Raw genomic sequence first — 21,434 nt, 5'->3', positions numbered from 1 at the left:
TGGGGTTGCCGGGCCACGGAAACACTGGACCGGCGGGCGAATTGGGGACAGTCTCGGGGGAGGTTATTGAGGAGAGTGGATATGGTGGCGTGGATTTCGGTCATTCTGGCGACGGTGGCGGCCTTTGCCTTGGGGGCGGGGTGGTATGGCAAGCTGTCGGGGCCGTGGATGCGGGCGGCCAAGGTGCCGGTGGGGGCGGATGGCAAGCCCAAGGGCAGTTCCAACCCGATGCTTTATGTGATGGCCTTTGGGCTGCAATTGCTGGTGGCGGGGATGATGCGCCATGTCTTTGCCCTGTCGGGGATCGACAGTATTTTTGCCGGTCTGGTGGCGGGGCTTGGGATCGGGCTGTTTTTCATCACGCCCTGGATCGCGCTCAACAATCTTTATAGCCAGCGGCCCGTGACGCTGACGCTGATCGATGGCGGCTATGCGGCGCTGGGCTGTGCGGCGATGGGGGCGGTGCTCGGGCTGTTTTGAGCGGTCCTGTGCTGTTTTGAACGGTCCTGTGCTGTTTTAGCCGGGGTTCAGACATGTCAGCGGAGGGTTCGGCGCCGATCGCTGAACCCTCCGCTGCCCCACGCGCACCCGTCTCCCACGCGCGTAAACAATGCCTTTGAAGGTTCGGCCATCCTGGTCCGAATAGGATGAGGATAGCGCGGAAGGGGGGCGGCTGGCAAAGGCTAAGTCCCTAAAACACCGTTCAAATTGAGGCGGACCCCGGGGATGCGGCGCGGCCTTTCCGGGCAGAGGCCTAGCAGGGGAGAGGCCGCAGTCTCGCGCGTGCGGCCTCCTGTTTCGGCGAGCACCCGGTCAGGTGATGTCTTGCACCTTCATGACGAGATCGCCCCAGTTGCGCTGATTTTCGATGTCATGTTCGAGGCCTTGGTCGTCGGCGATGGTGAACCGTTTGATCGCGGGGGTTTTGCTCGTCGCCTGGTAGAGCCAATAGGCCTCGGCCTTCAGCGCCTCGGCGATCGGGGTGTCGATGGATTCGTAGACCATCTGTTTGCAGGCGTTGATGGAGGCGGCGGGGAATTGGGCGATGCGATGCGCCAGGGCATCGACATAGGGGCCGATCTCGTCGGGGTCCAAGGCCTTGTTGATCGTGCCGAGCCGTTCCGCATCATCGGCGTCGTAATCCTGTGCGCTCAGGATGATTTCCATCGCCTTGCCGAGCCCGGTTTGACGGGCCATGCGGGAGGCGCCGCCGCCGCAGGGCAGGATGCCCATGCCCACTTCCATCTGCATGAACTTGAACTTGCCACGCGCGGCAAAGCGCATGTCGAGGGCGAGCGCCAGTTCATGGCCGCCGCCCCGGGCAAAGCCTTCGAGCTTGGCGATGGTGGCCTGGGGGACCTTGCTGATCCGTTCGCAGACGGCCTGCAGGTCGAGCAATTCCGCCTCGTCGCGCGAGACCGGCTCTTGCGACATGTCCTTGAGAAGTTCGGTGTCGTAATGGCAGACCCAGATTTCGGGGTTTGCCGATTGAAACACCACCACCTTGACCGCGCGGTCCCGTTCGAGCCGCATGGCGAGGCTGTTGAGATCCGCCAGCATCTCCTGGCCCTGCACATTGACCGACCCGAAATCGAAGGTGACGGTGGCGATGGCCTCTGTCACGTCGACGGTGAAGGTTTGGAAATTCTCGTATTTCATGGTCTGTCCTCCGATGGGGAAACCGCCGGGCAAGGCGCTGCACGGTTGGGTTTGGGCGGGGGTATGGGCCGCCTGACGAGGGAGGTTATTCGGTAGGGAAATTATATAAACTAGGTGAATACCTATTTAGAATTCCGAAATTGGATATAATTTGGGGGCCGCTTCATGGGGTCGGCGGGGGGCTTGCGGGTCCGGCAGGGGCCGGGATGTGACGTGTTCGGAGGGGCTATTGTCGATTCATCGTTAGCTTTTTGCCGACCGACACCTTATGTAGATCGGGTTTCTTGCATTGGGAGATAGGCCCATGAACATGCACCCGAGCCAGGTCCAGAGCTCGCCGGATCGTGATGATGCGCAGGATGCGCTCGACACGTTGCGGACATGGGCCATGTCGGCCACGCCCGAAGAGGTGGCCGATCTCGATCCGGCGGTGGCGCGTCTTCTGCCGGGGCAGGAAGTGTCGAATTACCCGGCGCTCGCCCGCGCCTATCCAGAAGAGTTCGAGGTGGATGACGCCTATCGCGCCACCATGCCGGATCTGCAGAACGGGCCGACCTCTCTCATCCGGGGGGCGCGGCAGCAGTTGCAGCATGTGGGGATTTCCAATTTCCGCCTGCCGGTGCGGTTTCACCGCCGCGACGAGAGCGACCTGACGCTCGAATCCTCGGTCACCGGGACGGTGAGCCTCGAGGCGGGCAAGAAGGGCATCAACATGTCGCGCATCATGCGCAGTTTCTACAAACATGCGGAAAAGACCTTTAGTTTCGAGGTGATCGAAGCGGCGCTCGACGATTACATCACCGATCTCGACAGTATCGATGCGCGCATTCAGATGCGGTTCTCCTATCCGATGAAGATCCGGTCGCTGCGCTCGGGGCTTGAGGGCTATCAGTACTATGATTTCGCGCTCGAGCTGGTCGAGACGGAGGGGGTGCGGCGCAAGTTCATGCATCTCGACTATGTCTATTCGTCGACCTGCCCCTGTTCGCTCGAGCTGTCGGAGCATGCGCGGCGGGAGCGGGGGCAGTTGGCGACGCCGCATTCGCAGCGTTCGGTGGCGCGGATTTCGGTCGAGCTGGTGGGCGAGGATTGCCTGTGGTTCGAGGATCTGATCGACCTCGCGCGGCGGGCGGTGCCCACCGAGACGCAGGTGATGGTCAAGCGCGAGGACGAGCAGGCCTTTGCCGAGCTCAACGCGGCGAACCCTATTTTCGTTGAGGATGCGGCGCGTCTGTTCTGCAAGGAATTGCTGGCCGATGGCCGGGTGGGCGACTTCCGGGTGGTGGCGAGCCATCAGGAAAGCCTGCACAGCCATGACGCGGTGAGCATCCTCACCGAGGGCCCGACCTTTGCCGCGCAGAGCCTCGATCCGAAGCTGTTCAACACGCTGTTTCACGTCGGCTAAACGTCGGTATTTCGAACGCCGTGAGCTGGAGACGTCGCGGGACGCTATCAAGGCCAGTCTGGACAGCGGCCCAGGTGTTCTAGCCGATGAAGTCTTTGCCGAGCTACGTGCCCGCTTCGCCTTATCGGCTTCATCGCGCTCGACAACCCGCCCCGTGCTTTGTTCTACGTGGCCGAGATCGAGGCGAAGATCGCAGAAAATCGGCGAGCGCCCCGGCAGCTTCCAGAAACGGGATGATCTGCACCCCGGTCTCCGCCACGCTCCTCATGGCCGCTATCTGATCTTCTCGTGCGTGTGCTGCAAGGAGCGCGGGACCAGCCGAGGATGTTCTCGCTCAGTGCAGCTTGTTCCGGTCGATCTGGCGTGGGCTTGATGGGGATGCAATCCGCAAGGTCGGGTCTGCCAGCTCGATGCGATAGACCTTGTAGGGGTCATGGAAGGGGCGGTGCGCGCGCTGTAACATAAACGTCGGGTCTGGTCCGTATTTGCGTTGCAGCTCTTCTATAATTTCAAGGGTGGCAGAGGTGCTGAACACTTCCGTCACCTTCTTGGGGTCATCGTCGCTCAATGGCCTAACCTACCAGCCGCTTACGGGTTTTGGCCGCTTTGCGTTGCTGGGCCTCCATCGCCTTGCGCTGTTCGCGGTTCAGCGTCCGCTGCGGCTTGGTCGCGGCCATCGGTGCATGGGTCACGTTCAGTGGCTCATTGCGTGGCATCTCTGATAGTGCCACGTCCTTGAGCGGTTGCACGGGGCCGCGGTCGAGCACCATGGGAGCAGGCAGGCGTGGGCCTTGGCTTTCCCATTCAGCGGCTTTGTAGATGTCTTCGAGCGTGGTGCCAGAGCAGGCCAGCACAAAGTCTTCCGGCTTGGGCAGCGTGTCACCAAAGTCCCAGGTGAACGGGACGCCAGGACTATCGCCGACATGGATCAACTCGTCATCGCCGACGACACCGCGGTTGCATTCGATCAAGTCTGCCACAGAGACGGATTTGCATTCTTCGCCCGTACCGATGAGAAAACGCGTGCCGAGGCGGATGCGGCCTTCGTCGGTTTGCTCGAATGCGCCGTCTGCTTTGTGCCTTCCGGCGATTGCGCGGACGAAGCCGTCACGCGGGCTGTCCACGGGGACATTGGTGGCCGCGCGGATCAGCGTGCCGTCCTGTTTCTGGATCACACCATCGTCGCGCAGCACGTCGATCAGGGTCTCGTACTTGTAGGACTTCTTGCTGTCCGGGCGGTAGTAGACGTGGCCAGGCGTCACGCGGGTGCCGTGGAAGTTCAGCAGGATTTTGGCGTTGTTCTGGAACGTCCTAGTGACAGGACCAGGCACCAGATTGCCGTCGTCGTCAAACGACACGACGAGGTCACCCACCTGGATCAACTCAATAGGCTTCTTCCAGACCTTTGCGCGCACCGCGTCCTGATCATAAATGCCATCCGGTCCGGGATTGAGATCAGGATCAAGCGGCCACATGTCGATGGGGACTTCAGGGCCGAAGCAGCTTTGATCACTCTCGGAAAGAGCGGTCGTATATGCCCGTAAGAGAGTCGAGTCGCCTGTATCTTGGGCATGCCGGAACAATGAAACAGCGTCTTCGGCGGAGAGCGAACCGTTGTTTAGGCCAGATTTGATTGATTCAGACAGGAACTCCGCAAATTCTTCACGTGTGTAAAAGCTATAGTCTTCATCGTTTGAAAGACCTGTGGCGAGAAGTTGCGGCAGGTAACCAATATTCTCGTTGTTCAATAGATTGCCAATAGGAAATGTGACATAGTTAATCAACAAATCTTCTTCGCCGTTCTCGCGTAGATTTGTGATTGTCTCGGGCACAATGCCGTAATGAAAAGATCCCCAAATGCCACCAAAAGTATGGTTTATTTGGTCGGTATTATCTTGAAATTCATCCCTAAACCCTGATCCTTCATTTATTCTTCTACCGTCGATATCAATGACGTTTCCGTAAAAAAAGTCACCTGTCCCTCGCCAACGACCATGGATGCTCTCACCTACAAAAACTTCTTTGAGGTCTTCAATAATCATCTCAGCCCGGTTGTAAGGGTAGAGAACGAGAGGTTCCCCATTCGGGGAGTCATAATAGGTAGGGGGGAATTCAGTGTCATATAGGTTAATCGCTAGTTGCGTTGCATTAACCGCTACTCGAAGGTGGTTGGTTCCACCACTTGGGATGTTTTGATATTGCTCAACAACGAAATCATAAATTGCTTGTCGGCGATCATGGTCACTCATTGAATTCTGCCTCCGCATTCATTAGAGATGTGTGGCGGTATTGCGCAACCGAGACCGGGTAAGCACAATACCTCTGATGCAATACTTCTGAATCCTGCTTCAAAGTCATCCGGGGAGTTCTTACCTCTGATTTGGTTGAAGATGTATAATGTACCATCTATACTCCTATCAGCAGTGATATGGTCGCCCAGATCATCATATTCTATAGCGCTAATTGCAGGGCAATTTGTATGAAGGAAAGCAAGGTCATTTTTTGTTGTGGTTTCTAAATAGGAACCCAAAGTAAAACTTGAAGCCAAGGCGACGATCACGACAACTAGTATTGTCAATATTCTTTTTTTCAACGCGCCATGTCCAGAGCAAAGAGATCTGCTTCAGACAGAAGCACAAATGGTCGTTTTTGTCATCATGAGTAATGATCTAATTTCGTTGACCAAGCACGGCGACTCTGGCGACATCTTGACATGTTAACATCACAACCTGATCAAGTGTTGGAAGAGCGGGCAAATGAAAATCATCTCAATCCTCAACCCGAAAGGCGGCAGTGGCCGATAACTCGGCGGTTCAAGCGGCGCAACTCTCCGATTTAGTTTTAGTTGTGACGAAGCCATCAGTGATGGATCGGCGTGCAACTCCGTCGGTGACACGGCGGTGCGAAAAACGGTTGCGACACATGAAAAACCCCGGCGCGGTGGCCGGGGTTTTTTGCTGTTTGGATGTCCTCAGCTGGCCTAGTTGGCGGCCAGGGTGGCGCTGCTGGTCAGGAGGCTCGGGACGAGCTGTTGCACGACGCGGTTCCATTTGGTGATCGGCTGTTCCGAGAGGAAGACCACGTCATTGGGGCGCATCTGGAACTTGGTGGCGAGGACCAGATTGGTGGCGTCGCGGTAGTTCAGATTATAGGCGGTGATCCGGTCGCTGCCGGGTTGGCCGCGCAGCACATAGACGCGGGCCGGGTTGGCCGTCATGTTCTGCGAGCCGCCGTTTTCAAAGAGCGCATCGGCGAGCGAGGCGGTCTTGCCAAAGGGCAGCGGGAAGCGGCTCGGGGTTTTGACCTCGCCGGTGAGATAGACGAAATCGCGATCCACCGAGTCCAGTTCGAGCCGCGACAGGAAGTTGCTGCGGGCCTCTTCGAGGGCGCTGCGGCGCAGGTTCATGGCGCTGTTCATCTGGTTGAGCGCGTGAATCTGGGCGTCCTGTTTATAGGTGGCGAGGGCGATCTGTTCGGTGAAGAAGGCCTGCGCGTCTTCGAGCTCGAACGTGGTGTCGACAAAGATCGAATCGCCCGCCGCGAGCCGGGTTTTCTGCACCCCGGGGCGTTTGAGATATTCGGTCAGCGGCACTTCGTAGAGCTCGCCATCGCGGTAGAGGCGGATGAGCGTGTAATCCTCGTCGCGGGTCGAGATGCCGCCCGCCGCCGCCAGCGCCTCTTCGAGGGTGAGCGAGACGAGGGTGATCGGGACCACGGCGGGTTTGGACACTGCGCCGCCGACAGAGACGCGTTTCGAGTTGAACTCGGACACTTCGAGCGAGAAGGACGGGTCCATCTGGCTCGAGATCAGGCGTTGGAAGACCTGCGCTTCGGCTTCTTCGAGGGTCAGGCCCGCGACCTTGATACGGCCCACGTCGGGCACGGCGATGGCGCCGTCATCCTGGACGGTATAGCCTTGGCGGCGGTTCTGGGCGGCGAGAAGCCCCGACAGTTCCTCGACCGTGTTGCCCGCGTCCGGCGAGCTCAGCAACAGGACATCGCCGACACCGACCCGGTAGGGCACGACAGGGGCGCTTGGCGGGGTGCGCATGGGCAGGGCGGTGGGTTTGATCTGCCGGTCGACGACGGGTTCCGGCGAGCTGCCGACGCCATAGATGCCGGCATCGGTGCCAGCGGTCTGAAAGAAGGCGGCGGGCAGCGTTTTCGGGGTGTAGGTGGAGCGGTTGGCACTGGCGACGGTGGCAGCGTCGAGCCGGACGACATCTACATTTGGCGAATTTGCCGGCACCTTTGGGCTAATATAGGCAACACCACATCCGCTGACCATCAAGGTCAAAGCTACCAACACTACGAATCTCATTCCGAACATATCCCCCGATAATTCCCTAGCCAGTTGCCAGAGAACCGGCGCAGGTTTCAAGCCCTCGGCCTAACGGAAAGGCCCAAGGATGGGGTTTTTGTCACAAATAATTTCCCGCATAGGTGGAAATCCGCGGGCCAACATCGCCTGTGGTGTTCAGGGCACGAGCCGCTCGACCGCGCGCATCGCGCCCAGGGATTTGTCGTAGACCAGCGTCAGGATGCGTTTGCCGCCCAGATGCGGGGCGAGCCGGGTGGTGAGGGTCGGCAGGGCGCGGGTCGCCCCGGCGGCGCAGGTGGCGGCGATAAAGCCGCGTCGGGTGAGCTTGGGCATCGGGTCTCCTCGGCCTGGGATCACACAGTAGAGCTATGGGGCGGCGGGGGCTGTTTCAAGCCTTGGCCTGCGCGAGGCACTTGCCGGAGGGGCGCGCATGGCGCTATCTCAGGGCCATGACACATGCACGTTTTACCCGCCTCGCCCAATCCCTTCCCGCCTCGGTGCCCTTTGTCGGCCCCGAAGAGCAGGAGCGCACGCGCGGCGCGCCCTTCGACGCGCGGCTCGGGGCGAATGAGAATGTCTTTGGCCCGTCGCCCAAGGCGATTGCCGCGATGCAGGCGGAGGCGATCGAGATCTGGAAATATGCCGATGCGGCGAGCCATGATCTGCGTGCCGCGCTGGCCGGGCATCTCGGCATCGAGATGGGCAATATCGTCGTGGGCGAGGGGATTGACGGGCTCTTGGGCTATCTCGTGCGGCTGCTCATCGAGCCGGGCGATGCGGTGGTGACCTCGGACGGGGCCTATCCCACGTTCAACTATCACGTGGCCGGGTTTGGCGGGGTGCTGCACAAGCTGCCCTATCGCGACGATCACGAGGATCTGCGCGGGCTGATGGCGCTGGCGCGGGAGAGGGGCGCCAAGCTCATCTATTTCGCCAATCCCGACAATCCGATGGGCAGCTGGCTCAGCGGGGCGGATGTGGTGGCGGCGCTCGAGGATCTGCCCGAGGGCTGTCTGTTGCTGCTCGACGAGGCCTATATCGAGTTTGCGCCCGAGGGCACCGCCGCGCCGGTCGAGATCGAGGATGAGCGGGTCATCCGGATGCGGACCTTTTCCAAGGCCTATGGCATGGCGGGGGCGCGGATCGGCTATGCGCTCGGCTCGGCCGGGTTGATCCGCAATTTCGAGAAGATCCGCAATCATTTCGGTATGGGCCGGGTGGCGCAGGCCGGGGCGTTGGCGGCGCTGCAGGATCAGGACTGGCTGCGTGAGATCTGTGACAAGGTGGCGGCGTCGCGCGAGGCGATTGCGCGGATTGCCCGCGACAACGGGCTCGACCCGCTGCCGTCGGCGACCAATTTCGTGACGGTGGATTGCGGCGCGGATGGCGATTTTGCCCGTGCCGTTCTGGGCGGGTTGGTGGCGCAGGGGGTGTTCGTGCGGATGCCTTTCGTGGCGCCGCAGGATCGCTGTATCCGCATCAGCTGTGGCACAGAGGCGGATCTGGCGCGGCTGGCCGAGGCGCTGCCGGAGGCGCTGCGGCGCGCGCGCGGCGGTTAATCCGCCGCCAGCGCCCGGGCCGCCGCCGAGACGCCGCCCGATCCATGCGGGATGTCGAGCGCGGCGAGCCCCGCCTCGATTGCACCGAGCGCGCCCAGCACCATATGCGCATTGACGTGGCCCATATGCCCGATGCGGAAGAACCCGTCGGCGGCGGGCGTGCCCTGTTCGGCCATGCCGAGCCCGATGCCCAGCGTGACGCCGGCCATCTCTTCGGTCCAGCCGCGCAGGCGGCTGGCGTCGGGGGCGGTGAGCGACAGGGCGGTGACCGCGTGGCTGCGCAGCGCGGAATCGGAGATGTTGAGCCGCATCGCGCCGTCGCGCGCCCAGCAGTCGGTGGCGGCCCAGATCGCGCCGGCGAGGCGGGCGTGGCGCTGCCAGATCGCGTCGAGCCCCTCTTGGCGGATCATGTCGAGGGCCACGCGCAGACCGTAGAGGTGATGGGTGGGCGCGGTGCCGCCGAAATACTGGTAGAAGGCCTCGGGCTTGGCGCGGGGTGTCCAGGACCAATAGGGGCTCACCCGGTCGAGCCGGGTTTGCACCGCATCGGCGCGGTCGTTGAACCAGACAAAGCCGAGACCGGGGGGCAGCATCAGGCCCTTCTGGCTGGCCGAGACCATGACATCGACGCCCCAGCGGTCCATCTCGAACCGCTCGCAGCCGAGAGAGGCGATGCAATCCACCATGAGGAGCGCCGGGTGACTGGCAGCATTCATCGCGGCACGAACGCTGGCGATGTCATTGCGCACGGTGCTGGAGGTGTCGACATGGGTGACGAGCACGGCCTTGATCTCGTGGGTCGTGTCGGCGCGCAGCGCGGCCTCGATCCGGTCGGGGTCGATGGTGGCGCGGTTGCCGAAGTCGAGCAGATCGACCTTGGCGCCCATGGCCTCGGCATGGCGGCCCCAGCCCAGCCCGAAATGGCCGGTGGCGAGCACCAGCACCCGGTCGCCGGGGGCGATGGTGTTGGCGAGCGACGCCTCCCAGGCGCCATGGCCATTGGCGATATAGATGGCGACATAGCCGTCGGTCTGGGCCACATGGCGCAGATCGGTGGTGAGCCCGTCCATCATGTCCACGAGCTCGCCCTGATAGATATTGGGGGCGGCGCGGTGCATGGCGCGCTGGACCGCGTCGGGCACGACCGATGGCCCTGGAATGGCGAGATAGCTGCGCCCCTGTGCAAACCCCATATCACTGATCCTTCTGACAGATATTGCGGGCGACTTTAGGCACCGGGCGGGCAAGGTCAATCGCTGTTGCGGTCGGGCAGGCGGGCCAGTGCGGCGGGCGGTGTGCGGGGTGGCGCGCGGGGTGGCCAAGCTTGCCTCTGGGCGGCGGGACGCCTACATGGGGCGCGAACACTACAAAGGCTCGGGACCTCATGACGGTATTTTCACGGCTCAAGACTTGGGAAGCCAATCTGCGCGCCAGCTACAACACCGATCTCAGCACGCCCGAGAACCGGCGCCGCGCCCATATCTATAACCTGTGGTTCGATCATGCGATCCTGCGCACGGTCTGGACCAATTTCTTTGAGGTGGCGCCGGGGGTCTGGCGGTCGAACCATCCGACGCATCGGCGGTTTGAAAAGCTCAAGGCGATGGGGTTTCGCAGCGTGCTCAACCTGCGCGGATCGGGCGGGGCGGCGCATTACCTGACCGAGGTAGAGAGCTGTGAAAAGCTCGGGCTGACGCTGGTCAATGTGACGCTGCACGCGCGCTATGCCGCGCCGCGCGAGGATATCCTGACGCTGCTCGAGGCGTTCCGCCAGATCGAGAAACCCTTTGTCATGCATTGCAAATCGGGGGCCGATCGGGCCGGGTTTGCCTCGGCGATCTGGCTTCTCGTCATGGAGGGGCGGCCAGTGTCCGAGGCGCGGCGGATGCTGAGCTTTAAATATGTCCATATCCGGCGCTCGAAAACCGGGGTTCTCGACCATATCCTCGATGTCTATGAGGCGCGGCAGGCCGAGACCGGCATCGGCTTTGAGGAGTGGGTGCGCCAGGAATATGACAATGAGGCCCTCCAGCGCGAGTTCGAAGCGACCTACAAGCCGTGGTTCTGACCTTTAGCGGATGACGATTTCGTCGCTGCGCATCAGGCCGAGCACATCGCGGGCCTGCTGATCCAGCAGATCGAGATCGAGATAGCTGTCCGACAGGCGCCGGGTCAGGTTTTCCATCCGTGCGACCTGAGATTCGAGCGCTTCGAGCCGGGCCTCGAGGGCGCGGGTCTCGGCCTCGATCTCGGCGCGGCGGAACAGGCCGAAATCGCCCTGCACCGCGGCAAAGGTGAAATAGAGCCCCAATGCGAATGTGATCGCGAAATAGATGAGAACGCCCATGGCGGGCGGCTTGCGAATGCTCACGGTATCTGCCTCGGTTTCATGCCTCTTGTCGGGCAACAGATGCAAAGTGCCATATCGCGGGGCGCTTGTGAATCCCCTTTCCAAAACATGGGGCTGGCCTGTAGCATTCCAGCAAGGGGGACGATCATGCGCCATTTGCCCGCCCAGACCATGAGCGACACCCATGAGGTGACGAACCAGCCGCCGCCGCGCGGCAACCGCAGGCTTTGGGCCGATGATCCGGCGCTGCGCGATCATGCGGCGGCGGCGGGGGCGGAGGGCGAACAACTGTCGGACTATGGCGCGTTGATGGGCCATGCCGAGGCGGCGGTGGCGGCGCGCGAGGCGCGGGATTATCCACCACAGGCGCGGATTTTCGACGCCGGCGGGCGGCGGCTCGACGAGGTGCGGTTTCACCCGTCCTATCATCAGCTTCTGGAGGCCGGGATCGGCGCGGGCTATGCGGCGCTGCCCTGGGAGGGGCGGCCGGGCGGTCATGCGACCCATGCGGCGATGGTCTATCTCACCAGCCAGGTCGAGCCGGGCATCTGCTGTCCGATGACGATGACCTATGCGGCGGTGCCGGCGCTGCGTTCGGATGCGACGCTGCTGCGGACCTGGGTGCCCAAACTCACCTCGCGGGTCTATGACGGGGCGGCCAAGCCGCTGGCGCGCAAACCCGGCGCCACCATGGGCATGGCGATGACCGAAAAGCAGGGCGGATCGGATGTGCGGGCCAATGCGACGCGGGCGGTGGCCGAGGGCGAGATGTACCGGCTGCGCGGGCATAAATGGTTCTGCTCGGCGCCGATGTCGGACGGGTTCTTGATGCTGGCGCAGGCACCCGGCGGGCTCAGCTGTTTTCTGGTGCCGCGCTGGCTTGACGAGCGGCGCAACGGCATCCATCTGCAGCGGCTCAAATCCAAGCTCGGCAATCATGCCAATGCCTCGGCCGAGATCGAGCTGGTTGATGCCTATGGGCATCTCCTGGGCGAGGAGGGCGACGGGGTTCGGGTCATCCTTGACATGGTGCATCACACGCGGCTCGATACGGCGCTGGCGCCGGCGGGGCTGATGCGGGCGGCGCTCGATCATGCGTGGCATTGGGCGCGGCATCGGCAGGTGTTTGGCCGGGGTCTCGCCGATCAGCCGCTGATGCGCACGGTGCTGGCCGATCTGGCGCTCGATTGGGAGGGCACGCTGGCGCTCGGCCTGCATATGGGGGCGGCGTTCGACCGCGATGACGAGGCGTCGCGCGCCTTTGCCCGGCTCGGCGTGGCGCTGGCGAAATATCTTGGCAACAAGCTCTGCCCCGGGGTGGTCTATGAGGCGATGGAGGCGCTCGGCGGCATGGGCTATGTCGAGGATACCGAGCTGCCGATGCTCTACCGCGAAGCGCCGCTCAACTCGATCTGGGAGGGCTCGGGCAATGTGATCTGCCTCGATGTGCTGCGCAGTCTGCAGAAACTGCCGCTGGCGGGCGAGGTTCTGAGCGCCGAGCTGAGCGAGGCCACGGGCCAGTCGCGGGCCTATGACATGGCGCTGCGCACCCATATGGAGCGGTTCACCCGGCTGCCTGACGAGGGCGAAGCGCGCTGGTATGTCGAGAGCCTTGCGACGCTGCTCACGGCGTCGGTGCTCATCCGGCAGGCGCCGGGGCCGATCTCGGACGCCTATTGCGCCACCCGTCTCGGCGGCGCGCGCGGGCGCAGCGCCGGGGCGGTGCAGGGGCTCGACACCGACGCGATCCTCGCGCGGCTGGGCGGGTAATTTCACCCGCGCATCAAAAAGCCCCGGCCGGAGAAGGCTCCGCGCCGGGGCTCTTTCTGGTTTCAAATACCCCTTGCGCGACAGGCGCTCGGGGCGGGCCGTGGGCTTAATCCGCGACTTCAGCCCGCGCGCTTAGCCCGCGACGGAGGCGTCATAGATGCTCTGCACCGTGGCATCGAGCGTCGCGTTGAACTCGGCGTCGCTCTGGCTGGCCGAGAGGCCCTCGGTCAGGGCGCGCGAGAAGCTGGCGATCATGCCGGTGTTTTGCGACAGGCGGTTGTTGGCCTCGTCGCGGCTATAGCCCCCCGAGAGCGCCACGACGCGCAGCACGCGCGGGTGGTCGACCAGCGGTTTGTAGAGGTTTGCGGTCTCCGGCAGGGTCAGCTTGAGCATCACGTCGCGGCCTTCGGGCAGGGCGTCGAGTTGGGCCTTGATCTCGGCCAGAAGCAGGTCTTCAGCCTGGGCCTTGTCGGCGATCGAGATGGTGACCTCGGGTTCGATGATCGGCACGAGGCCCTTGTCGAGGATCTGGCCGCCCACGTCGAATTGCTGGGCGACGACGGCTTTGATGCCGCTCGGCGAGGCGGCGTTGATGACCGAGCGCATCTTGGTGCCGAAGATGCCCTTGTCATTGGCGCGGTCGAGCAGCGCGTCGAGATCGGGCATCGGTTTCATCAGCTGCACGCCGTCGGTCTCGTCGGCGAGGCCCTTGTCGACCTTGAGGAAGGGGACGACGCCGCGCTCTTCCCAGAGATATTGCGCCGAGGGCTTGCCGTCCATGACGCGGTCCATGGTCATTTCAAACAGGATCGCGCCGATGATCCGGTCGCCGGTGAAGGCCGGGCTCGAGGCGATGCGGGCGCGCATGGCGTGGATCATGTCGAACATCTCGGCTTCGCCCGAATAGGCGTCTTCTTCGACGCCATAGAGGCGCAGGGCCTTGGGGGTCGAGCCGCCCGATTGGTCCAGCGCTGCGATAAAGCCTTTGGCGCTGCGGATCTGCTCTGCCTGACGTGTCTTCGACATGGATGATATCCCCTCGTTACCTTTGCCCCCGCTTCTAGGCGAGCGGGGCATGCGTTGCAATCTTGGTGGCGCTAACGCCTGTTGTGTTGGTGGTCTGGCGCTCAGCCGCCGAGCGCCGCGACGCCGGGCAGGGTCTTGCCTTCCATCCATTCGAGGAAGGCGCCGCCGGCGGTCGAGATATAGGTGAAATCCTCGGCTGCCCCGGCCTGGTTGAGCGCGGCCACCGTGTCGCCGCCACCCGCGACCGAGATCAGCCCGGCTTCGCGGCTCAGCCGTGCGGCCTCTTGCGCGGCGGCGTTGGTGGCGGTGTCGAAGGGGGCGATTTCGAACGCGCCGAGCGGGCCGTTCCAGATCAGCGTCTTGGCCTTGGCGAGGACAGCGGCGACGCGGGCGACGCTTTGCGGCCCTGCGTCAAGAATCATCGCGTCTTCAGGGCAGGCATGGGCGGGGACCACTTCGTTTTCGGCCCCGGCGGCAAATTCGCGGGCGACGACCACATCGGCGGGCAGCAGGATTTCACAGCCCGCGGCCCCGGCCTTGACCATGATCTGACGCGCGGTGTCGGCCATGTCATGTTCGCAGAGCGAGGCGCCCACGTTGAGCCCTTGCGCCGCGAGAAACGTGTTGGCCATGCCGCCGCCGATCACCAGGTGATCGACCTTGTCGACGAGATTGCCCAGAAGGTCGAGCTTGGTCGAGACCTTGGCCCCGCCGACCACGGCGACCACCGGGCGTTCGGGCGCGCCGAGCGCCGCCTCGAGCGCCTGCAGCTCGGCCTGCATCAGGCGACCGGCGCAGGAGGGCAGGTGTTCGGCCACGCCTGCGGTCGAGGCATGGGCGCGGTGGGCGGCGGAAAAGGCGTCGTTGCAATAGATGTCGCCGAGACCCGCGAGGCGAGCGGCAAATTCGGGATCATTGGCCTCTTCGCCGGGATAGAAGCGGATGTTCTCCAAAAGCAGCACTTCGGCGGCGCGAGCCTCGCCGGTGAGGTTCTCGGCCCCTTCCAGCGTTTCGACAAAACCGACCTTGTGGCCGAGTGCCGCCTCGAGCGCGGGCAGCACGATGCGCAGCGACATGTCGAGCACCACCTTGCCCTTGGGGCGGCCGAAATGGGCGATGAGCACCGGGATGCCGCCTTGCGACAGGATATGTTCGACGGTGGGGGCAATCCGTTCGATGCGGGTGGCGTCGGTGACCTTGCCGTTTTCCACCGGCACGTTGATATCGACCCGGGTCAGCACACGCTTGCCCGCCAGATCCATGTCATCAAGGGTTTTCCAGGCCATCTGATACCTCTTACGCCGCGATTTCGCGCCTCTCATGGCGCGAAGCCGCCGGGGCGTCAACACCTCTGCTTGGCAATCGCGCAGCAAAGTCATACCTATCGGGACAAGAGATATATCAAGGAGGGCCCCATGGCCGAGATCAAAGACCCCGAGAACACCATCCTGATGGAACTGAAAGACGGTACCGTGACCATCGAGCTGCTGCCCGATGTGGCGCCGGGCCATTGCGACCGCATGAAAGAACTGGCGCGGTCGGGTGCCTATGACAACGTGGCCTTTCACCGGGTGATCGACGGCTTCATGGCGCAGACGGGCGACGTGGCCAATGGCAATATGGAAAAAGATTTCAACCTGCGCATGGCCGGGACCGGCGGCAGCGATCTGCCCAATCTCAAGGCCGAGTTCTCGGGTGTTCCGCATGACCGTGGCACGCTCGGTGCGGCGCGCAGCCAGAACCCCGACAGCGCCAACAGCCAGTTTTTCATCAACTTCAGCGACAACCATTTCCTGAACCGTCAATACACGGTCTATGGCCGCGTCATTTCGGGCATGGAACATGTCGATGCGATTACCCGTGGCGAGCCGCCTGCGAGCCCGGACCGGATGATCAGCGTCAAGGTTGCCGCGGATGCGTAAGGCCCTTATCGCCGCGCTCGGCGTGGTTCTGGCAGGTCCGGCGCTGGCCACCGGGATCGATATCGAAGTGGCGGGCGAGGCCAATGGCACCGTCTCCATCGATCTGTTCGAAGATGTGGCCCCGGCGCATGTGGCGCAGATCACCGCGTTGGCCAAGGACGGCGCCTATGACGGGGTGGTGTTCCACCGGGTCATGGACGGGTTCATGGCGCAGACCGGCGATGTCCGCTTTGGCCGCGAGGGTGACACCTCGGGCCGGGCCGGGATGGGCGGCAGCGATCTGCCGGACCTCAAGGCCGAGTTTTCGGACCTGCCGTTTGATCGCGGTGTCGTCGGCATGGCGCGCAGTCAGAGCCCCGACAGTGCCAACAGCCAGTTCTTCATCATGTTCGAGCCGGGTCATTTCCTCAATGGTCAGTACACGGTGATCGGCAAGGTGACGGCGGGCATGGAGGTGGTCGACGCGATCAAGCGCGGTCAGGGCCAGTCCGGTGCGGTGCCGGGCAAGCCCGACGTGATGACTTCGGTCACGGTCACCGAGTAGGGGCGCGCGTGACCGGCTATGCGCCTCTCGATGTGCCCAAGCCCGTCGCCGACGGGATCTGGATCATCGATGGGCCGCCGGTCACCTGCCGCCGGATGCCGCACCCGACACGGGCGGTGGTGATCCGGCTTGAGATGGGCGGGCTGTGGGTGCATTCACCCACGGCCTGGACCCCGGAGCTCGGTGCCGAATTGGAGGCGCTGGGCAGGGTGGCGCATCTGGTGGTGCCGAACCCGCTGCACACCACCCATATCAGCGACTGGCAGGCGCGCTATCCCGAGGCAGAGACCTGGGGGGTAGAGGCCGCCGTCACGCGGGCCGCGCGGCAGGGGCAGAGCCTGCATCTCGATCATCTGTTGGAGGCGCCGGTGCCCTGGGCGGGCGAGATCGGTCAGCTTTTGATCGCGGGCAGCCGTCGCCACACGGAATATGTGTTTTTTCACAAGGCGAGCCGCAGTCTGATCCTCACGGATATTCTGCAAAGCCTCGAGACCGCGCATCTGCCGGTCTGGATGCGGCCGCTGGTGTGGTTTTCCGGGGCGGATGACAGCGATGGCCGGATGCCGAGCCTGCTGCGCCGGGCCTATGGCGACAAGCGGGCGCTGGCGGCGTCGCTGCGCGAGATGATCCGCTGGGGACCGTCGCGGGTGCTCTTGGCGCATGGGCGCTGCTATATGAAGAACGCGCGTGGCGAGCTGGAGCGCGCCTATCGGCGGGAGCTGCGCAAGGGGCTCTGGGATGAGGTGGCCGAGGCGGCGGCGAAGGCCGAGGAGTGAGCTAAGTTTGAGAGGGCGGATGAAGGGGCAGGCCCCTTCATCCTAAGCTGTTTCAGGCGGGCAGGTGGATGTTGAAGGCCGCCCGGATTTTCGCGTCCACTTCGGGATCAAACCGTGCAGCGGCGCGGCGCGACAGGATCTCTTCCTTGCGGGCGATGGCTTTGGCCACGAGGTTGGGTTTGCCGATCTCGGCCCATTCCTTGGGCGAGGTGCGGTCGCCCAGCGCCGGGTATTGGTAGTCCGATTGCATCCGCGCCAGCGTCTGATCGGTGCCGAGGTAATGCCCCGGCCCGCCAAGGCAGACCTGCCGCATCTGGTCGAGCGCGAGGGTTTCGTCGGTGACCTCGATGCCGCGCACACAGCGCAGGGCGTGGCCGATGAGATCGTCCGACAGGATCAGCGATTCGTGGCAGAAGCCCAAGAGCGAGGCGTGCATGCCCGCCGCCTCATAGACCATGTTGAGCCCCGAAAGACCGGCCATGACGTTCGAGCACATGGCCTCCCACCCGGCCTGCATGTCGGGCAGTTTGGCATCGGTGATGCCGCCGACCGCGCCGCCGGGCAGCCCGTAGAAATGGTGCATCTGGGCGCAGGCCGAGCTCAGCAGCGCCTGTTCGCCCGAGCCGCCGGTCATCGCGCCGGTGCGCAGGTCGAGGCCGAAGGGCCAGGTGCCGAAGATCGCCGGGTGGCCCGGCTTGACCGCGTTCACATAGACCAGACCGGCGAGGCATTCGGCGGTGGCCTGCACCACCGCGCCAGCGATGGTCGAGGGGGTTGTAGCGCCCGCCATGCCCGCCGACAGCAGCAGCACCGGCATGCCGCCGTTGATGCAGTTTTCCATGACCTGGCAGGCTTCGGTGGCGAATTTCATCGGCGGCACGACGAAACAGTTCGAGTTCGACACGAAGGGCCGGGCGCGCCAGGCCTCTTCGCCGCCTGCGATCAGGTGCAGCAATTCCAGGGCGGAATGGACGTAATCGGGTTCGGTGAAGGAGGTGCCGACATGTTTGAACGTGCCGGAGGTGCAGGCGTAGACCGTGTTGAGGTCCATCTCGCGGTTGTCGGGGATGTCGCGGGCGACCATCGGACGCTGTACGAAATGGATGTTGTCGAGCGTGTCGCAGATGCGGGCCGCGTCATGGAGATCCTGCACGGTGCTGTCGCGGTAGTTCTGGCCGTCGATGTCGACCATGCTCACCGCGGCGCCGGCGGTGCCGTAATGGACGCGGTTGCCCTTGAGCAGGAGATCGTGGCGCGGGTCGCGGCCACAGAGGGTGATTTCCTTGGCGGCCTGTTGCAGCGCCGCGTCGACCACCGCGCGCGGGAAGCGCAGCCGCCCGTCGTCGCCGAGTTTCACGCCGACGCGGGTCATATGTTCGATGCCCGAGGGCGGCGCATCGGCGAGGCCGATGGTTTCCAGCGCCTCGATGGCGGCTTCGTGGATGGTTTCGATCTGTTCTTGGGTCAGCACGCCGTAGCGGCCGCCCTCCATGCCGGGGCGGATCGAGCGCAGTTCATCGGTGACGGGGGCTGCGCGGCTGGCGCGACGGGCGGCACGGCCACCGGAGCGGCGAGTTTGCATCTGGGTCATTGGGGGTCCTTGGGAAGCGAGATTGCGTGAGGTCTGAAGTCGGTGTCAGACCGGCAATGGCCGCCCGCGCGCTGCCCGTCCGCGGGCCGCGCCTATCGTGTAGATTACCAATGCGATCTTGCTGCATGGGCTCATGAATCGGTCACTCCAAGCCGAATGATCCCGATTTGGACGCCATGCGCCGGGGGCAGTCTGTCCCATTCGCGACAGATGTCGCAAACAGGACAGGTTTGGAGATTTTTCGTTACTGCGCGGGTTCTGCGTGTTGCGCGGCGAGCTCTGCCGCCAGCTCGACCAGCCGCGCGACTGCCGCGACGAGCAGGTCATCGGCGACGGTCAGCGCCACGCGGACATGGCCCGCGGCGGCCTGACCAAAGCTTTCGCCCGGCATGACGGCGACATGGTGCCGATCGAGGAGCCCGTCGGCAAAGGCTTCGCCGCTGAGCCCGGTGCTGCGGATATCGACCATGACATACATGGCGCCATCGGCGGGGATCGGGCGGGCGGCGTTCTGGCCCTCCATCTGCGCCATCACCAGATCGCGGCGGCGGCGGAAGGGTTCGGCAATCTGCTCCTCGAAGGCTGGGCCGAGATCGAGGGCAAAGGCGGCGGCGTGCTGAATATAGCCGGAGATGCCATAGGTCGTGTGGGTCGCGAGATTGGCCATATGGGCGATGGCCTCTTCGGGGCCGACGACCCAGCCGACGCGGCTGCCGGTCATGGCGTGGCTTTTCGACATCGAGCCGATGACCAGCGTGCGCTCGGCCATGCCGGGCAGGGCGCGGGGCGACAGGTGATCGCCGTTCCAGACCTGGGTGTCATAGACCTCGTCCGACAGAAGCCAGAGGCCCTTGTCGGTGCAGATTTCGGCGATGCCTTCGAGCGTCTTGCGGGTGTAGACGACGCCGGTCGGGTTGTTCGGCGTGTTGACCAGCAGCGACCGGGCGTTGCCAGCCGCATCGGCCGCGCGGGCGATGTCCTCGGGCTGCGGCTGAAACCCGTGGCGGGGCCGGGCCTCGATGGCGAGGGGGATGGCGCCGACGGTGCGGATCGTGCCGGGGTAGGTGGTGTAATAGGGATCGATATAGAGCGCCGTGTCGCCGGGATCGCAGATCGCGTGATGGGCGGCAAAGAGACCGCCCTGACCGCCGGGCACGATGAGCACATTGGCAGGGGTGGTGGGCACGCCGGTGCGCTCGCTCAGCCGGGTGGCGATGCGGTCCTTGAGCTCGGGCTCGCCGTCGAAGGTGGTGTAGCCGGTGTGGCCGGCATGGGCGAAGCGGTGCAGCGCGTCGAGGATCTGGGCATCGGTGCGGATGTCATGTTCGCCGATGGTGAGCATGGTCACCTCGGTGCCGTCGCGTTGCATCCGGCGCGCCTTGCGATAGATGTCCCACCCGTCCGAACCGCCGCCGGTCAGACCCGTGATCGTCTTGGAATAACGCATCGCGATGCCTCCTCAATTCCGTCAAGTGATGTGTGATCGCCCGAGACGTGGCCGAGCCGGGCAGGGCTTGTCAATCACATTCGCCTTATTTTTGGGCAGAGGATCGGTCGGGCGGGGTGTCGCCCAAGAGGTAGCGCGGCCCGGAGCCGAGCCGTTTTGCCCGGTCGCGCGGGTTGTAGAGCGCGCAGGTCTTGAGCGACAGGCAGCCGCAGCCGATGCAGCTGTCGAGCTTGGTCCGCAGGAGCTGCATCCGGGCGATGCGGGCGTCGAGTTCGGCCCCGAAGCGGCGCGAGATGCGCGACCAGTCGGCTTTGGTCGGGGCGCGGTCGGCGGGAAGCGAGGAAAGCGCCTCGCGGATTTCGGCGATGGTGAAACCAAGCCCTTGGGATATTTGCACGAAAGACAGGCGGCGGATGTCGGAACGGGCATAGCGGCGGTGGCCGGAGGCGTTGCGCCCCGGCGCGATCAGCCCCTCGTCCTCGTAGTAGCGAATGGCCGATGGGGCGAGGCCGGTGCGGTCGGAAATGCTGCCGATACTCAGTGCGGAATTTGATAAGCTGTTGGTTTTCATCAAAACTTACCTGTTGATCTCAAGTTAACTTGAGAAAGTAGAGTGTTTTTCGAGATAAATCAAAGGAAAGGACATCCCATGCATCTCGAACATGTGAACATCACGGTGCCGGACCCGAAGGCCAGCGCCGCCAAACTCGCCCAGATCTTTGGCTGGAAAATCCGCTGGCAGGGGGCGGCGATCAATGACGGGTTTTCCGTGCATATCGGCGATGACGAGAGCTATCTTGCGCTCTACCGGCCCGGGCGGCCGCTCGAGCCCATGGGCGAGACCTATAGCTATGTCGGCGGCATCAACCATGTCGGCGTCGTGGTGAAGGATCTGGCCGCGACCGAGGCGCGGGTGCATGAGGCGGGCTATAAGCCGCATAACCACGCCGATTACGAGCCGGGGCAGCGGTTCTATTTCGACGGGCCGGATGGGATCGAGTTCGAGGTGGTGAGCTATGCGTGATCGCCGCTGATCTCGGGCACCATGTGAGACGCCTCCGGCC

Annotated in this window: 22 protein-coding genes; 9 read left to right on the top strand and 13 right to left on the bottom strand. The window is 63.6% G+C overall.

The annotated features are described in order from the left end of the window. Positions 1-81 precede the first annotated feature (81 nt). Complete coding sequence (locus ISM_RS04675) at positions 82-480, top strand: DUF1761 domain-containing protein (RefSeq protein WP_009812969.1); 399 nt, start codon at positions 82-84, stop codon at positions 478-480. 333 nt (positions 481-813) lie between these two features. Here ISM_RS04675 and ISM_RS04670 read toward each other — a convergent pair whose 3' ends face one another. Beyond that, entirely contained in the window at positions 814-1,659 is an 846-nt protein-coding gene (locus tag ISM_RS04670; RefSeq protein WP_009812968.1) for an enoyl-CoA hydratase/isomerase family protein, read from the bottom strand. Between the two features lie 304 nt (positions 1,660-1,963). Between ISM_RS04670 and folE2 the strand changes: the two genes are divergently transcribed. Then, on the top strand, positions 1,964-3,064 hold the full coding sequence (folE2, locus tag ISM_RS04665) for a GTP cyclohydrolase FolE2 (protein ID WP_009812967.1): 1,101 nt from the start codon (positions 1,964-1,966) through the stop codon (positions 3,062-3,064). A 334-nt stretch (positions 3,065-3,398) separates the two neighbouring features. On the opposite strand, the gene ISM_RS18160 is transcribed toward folE2, so the two are convergent. The 5 genes from ISM_RS18160 to ISM_RS04645 all read right to left on the bottom strand — a co-directional run bounded on the left by ISM_RS18160 (position 3,399) and on the right by ISM_RS04645 (position 7,718). Next, a complete protein-coding gene (locus ISM_RS18160; protein WP_009812966.1) occupies positions 3,399-3,632 on the bottom strand; it encodes a hypothetical protein in 234 nt (77 codons plus the stop codon). Positions 3,633-3,636: 4 nt separating this feature from the next. Next, positions 3,637-5,313 carry a hypothetical protein gene (locus ISM_RS18370; protein ID WP_198011648.1) on the bottom strand — a complete coding sequence of 559 codons (1,677 nt, stop codon included), beginning with the start codon at positions 5,311-5,313 and terminating at the stop codon, positions 3,637-3,639. Further along, on the bottom strand, positions 5,310-5,624 hold the full coding sequence (locus ISM_RS18470) for a hypothetical protein (protein WP_217622863.1): 315 nt from the start codon (positions 5,622-5,624) through the stop codon (positions 5,310-5,312). Before ISM_RS18470 ends, ISM_RS18370 begins: the two co-directional genes overlap by 4 nt. 420 nt (positions 5,625-6,044) lie before the next feature. Beyond that, the gene (locus ISM_RS04650; protein WP_009812964.1) at positions 6,045-7,313 is read right to left on the bottom strand and encodes a polysaccharide biosynthesis/export family protein; all 1,269 of its coding nucleotides are present in this window, start codon (positions 7,311-7,313) and stop codon (positions 6,045-6,047) included. A 228-nt stretch (positions 7,314-7,541) separates the two neighbouring features. Next, positions 7,542-7,718: a twin-arginine translocation signal domain-containing protein gene (locus tag ISM_RS04645; RefSeq protein ID WP_009812963.1), complete on the bottom strand. Its 177-nt coding sequence runs from the start codon at positions 7,716-7,718 to the stop codon at positions 7,542-7,544. 116 nt (positions 7,719-7,834) lie between these two features. Between ISM_RS04645 and ISM_RS04640 the strand changes: the two genes are divergently transcribed. Then, a complete protein-coding gene (locus ISM_RS04640; protein ID WP_009812962.1) occupies positions 7,835-8,944 on the top strand; it encodes a pyridoxal phosphate-dependent aminotransferase in 1,110 nt (369 codons plus the stop codon). On the opposite strand, the gene ISM_RS04635 is transcribed toward ISM_RS04640, so the two are convergent. Next, positions 8,941-10,137 carry a pyridoxal-phosphate-dependent aminotransferase family protein gene (locus ISM_RS04635; RefSeq protein ID WP_009812961.1) on the bottom strand — a complete coding sequence of 399 codons (1,197 nt, stop codon included), beginning with the start codon at positions 10,135-10,137 and terminating at the stop codon, positions 8,941-8,943. The genes ISM_RS04640 and ISM_RS04635 overlap by 4 nt on opposite strands. A gap of 191 nt (positions 10,138-10,328) precedes the next feature. On the opposite strand from ISM_RS04635, the gene ISM_RS04630 reads away from it, so the two are divergent. Further along, on the top strand, positions 10,329-11,012 hold the full coding sequence (locus ISM_RS04630; RefSeq protein ID WP_009812960.1) for a fused DSP-PTPase phosphatase/NAD kinase-like protein: 684 nt from the start codon (positions 10,329-10,331) through the stop codon (positions 11,010-11,012). A 3-nt stretch (positions 11,013-11,015) separates the two neighbouring features. Here ISM_RS04630 and ISM_RS18155 read toward each other — a convergent pair whose 3' ends face one another. Beyond that, the gene (locus tag ISM_RS18155; protein WP_040618320.1) at positions 11,016-11,315 is read right to left on the bottom strand and encodes an FtsB family cell division protein; all 300 of its coding nucleotides are present in this window, start codon (positions 11,313-11,315) and stop codon (positions 11,016-11,018) included. A gap of 126 nt (positions 11,316-11,441) precedes the next feature. Between ISM_RS18155 and ISM_RS04620 the strand changes: the two genes are divergently transcribed. Then, on the top strand, positions 11,442-13,064 hold the full coding sequence (locus tag ISM_RS04620; protein WP_009812958.1) for an acyl-CoA dehydrogenase family protein: 1,623 nt from the start codon (positions 11,442-11,444) through the stop codon (positions 13,062-13,064). A gap of 132 nt (positions 13,065-13,196) precedes the next feature. Here the strand turns inward: ISM_RS04620 and ISM_RS04615 are convergent, their stop codons facing one another. After that, positions 13,197-14,090, bottom strand: coding sequence for a fructose bisphosphate aldolase (locus ISM_RS04615; RefSeq protein ID WP_009812957.1), 894 nt, complete (start codon positions 14,088-14,090; stop codon positions 13,197-13,199). A 101-nt stretch (positions 14,091-14,191) separates the two neighbouring features. After that, positions 14,192-15,376 carry a phosphoglycerate kinase gene (locus tag ISM_RS04610; RefSeq protein WP_009812956.1) on the bottom strand — a complete coding sequence of 395 codons (1,185 nt, stop codon included), beginning with the start codon at positions 15,374-15,376 and terminating at the stop codon, positions 14,192-14,194. Between the two features lie 129 nt (positions 15,377-15,505). On the opposite strand from ISM_RS04610, the gene ISM_RS04605 reads away from it, so the two are divergent. The 3 genes from ISM_RS04605 to ISM_RS04595 are packed head-to-tail and all read left to right on the top strand — an operon-like array spanning position 15,506 to position 17,332. Continuing rightward, positions 15,506-16,012, top strand: a complete 507-nt coding sequence (locus ISM_RS04605; RefSeq protein ID WP_040617854.1) for a peptidylprolyl isomerase — start codon at positions 15,506-15,508, stop codon at positions 16,010-16,012. After that, entirely contained in the window at positions 16,005-16,556 is a 552-nt protein-coding gene (locus ISM_RS04600) for a peptidylprolyl isomerase (protein ID WP_009812954.1), read from the top strand. Before ISM_RS04605 ends, ISM_RS04600 begins: the two co-directional genes overlap by 8 nt. A gap of 8 nt (positions 16,557-16,564) precedes the next feature. After that, positions 16,565-17,332: a DUF4336 domain-containing protein gene (locus ISM_RS04595; protein WP_009812953.1), complete on the top strand. Its 768-nt coding sequence runs from the start codon at positions 16,565-16,567 to the stop codon at positions 17,330-17,332. A gap of 52 nt (positions 17,333-17,384) precedes the next feature. Here ISM_RS04595 and ISM_RS04590 read toward each other — a convergent pair whose 3' ends face one another. The 3 genes from ISM_RS04590 to soxR form a co-directional block, all read right to left on the bottom strand. Then, the gene (locus ISM_RS04590; protein WP_009812952.1) at positions 17,385-18,923 is read right to left on the bottom strand and encodes a trimethylamine methyltransferase family protein; all 1,539 of its coding nucleotides are present in this window, start codon (positions 18,921-18,923) and stop codon (positions 17,385-17,387) included. 244 nt (positions 18,924-19,167) lie between these two features. Beyond that, positions 19,168-20,370: a pyridoxal phosphate-dependent aminotransferase gene (locus ISM_RS04585; protein ID WP_009812951.1), complete on the bottom strand. Its 1,203-nt coding sequence runs from the start codon at positions 20,368-20,370 to the stop codon at positions 19,168-19,170. 85 nt (positions 20,371-20,455) lie between these two features. Continuing rightward, a complete protein-coding gene (gene soxR, locus ISM_RS04580) occupies positions 20,456-20,941 on the bottom strand; it encodes a redox-sensitive transcriptional activator SoxR (protein ID WP_009812950.1) in 486 nt (161 codons plus the stop codon). A gap of 78 nt (positions 20,942-21,019) precedes the next feature. On the opposite strand from soxR, the gene ISM_RS04575 reads away from it, so the two are divergent. Then, complete coding sequence (locus ISM_RS04575) at positions 21,020-21,394, top strand: VOC family protein (RefSeq protein ID WP_009812949.1); 375 nt, start codon at positions 21,020-21,022, stop codon at positions 21,392-21,394. Positions 21,395-21,434 lie beyond the last annotated feature (40 nt).

It is taken from the genome of Roseovarius nubinhibens ISM (genome assembly GCF_000152625.1).
GTDB classification, from domain to species: Bacteria; Pseudomonadota; Alphaproteobacteria; order Rhodobacterales; family Rhodobacteraceae; genus Roseovarius; species Roseovarius nubinhibens.
The sequence above is the reverse complement of the archived record's forward strand: the minus strand, read 5'-3'. Positions and strand labels throughout refer to the sequence as shown.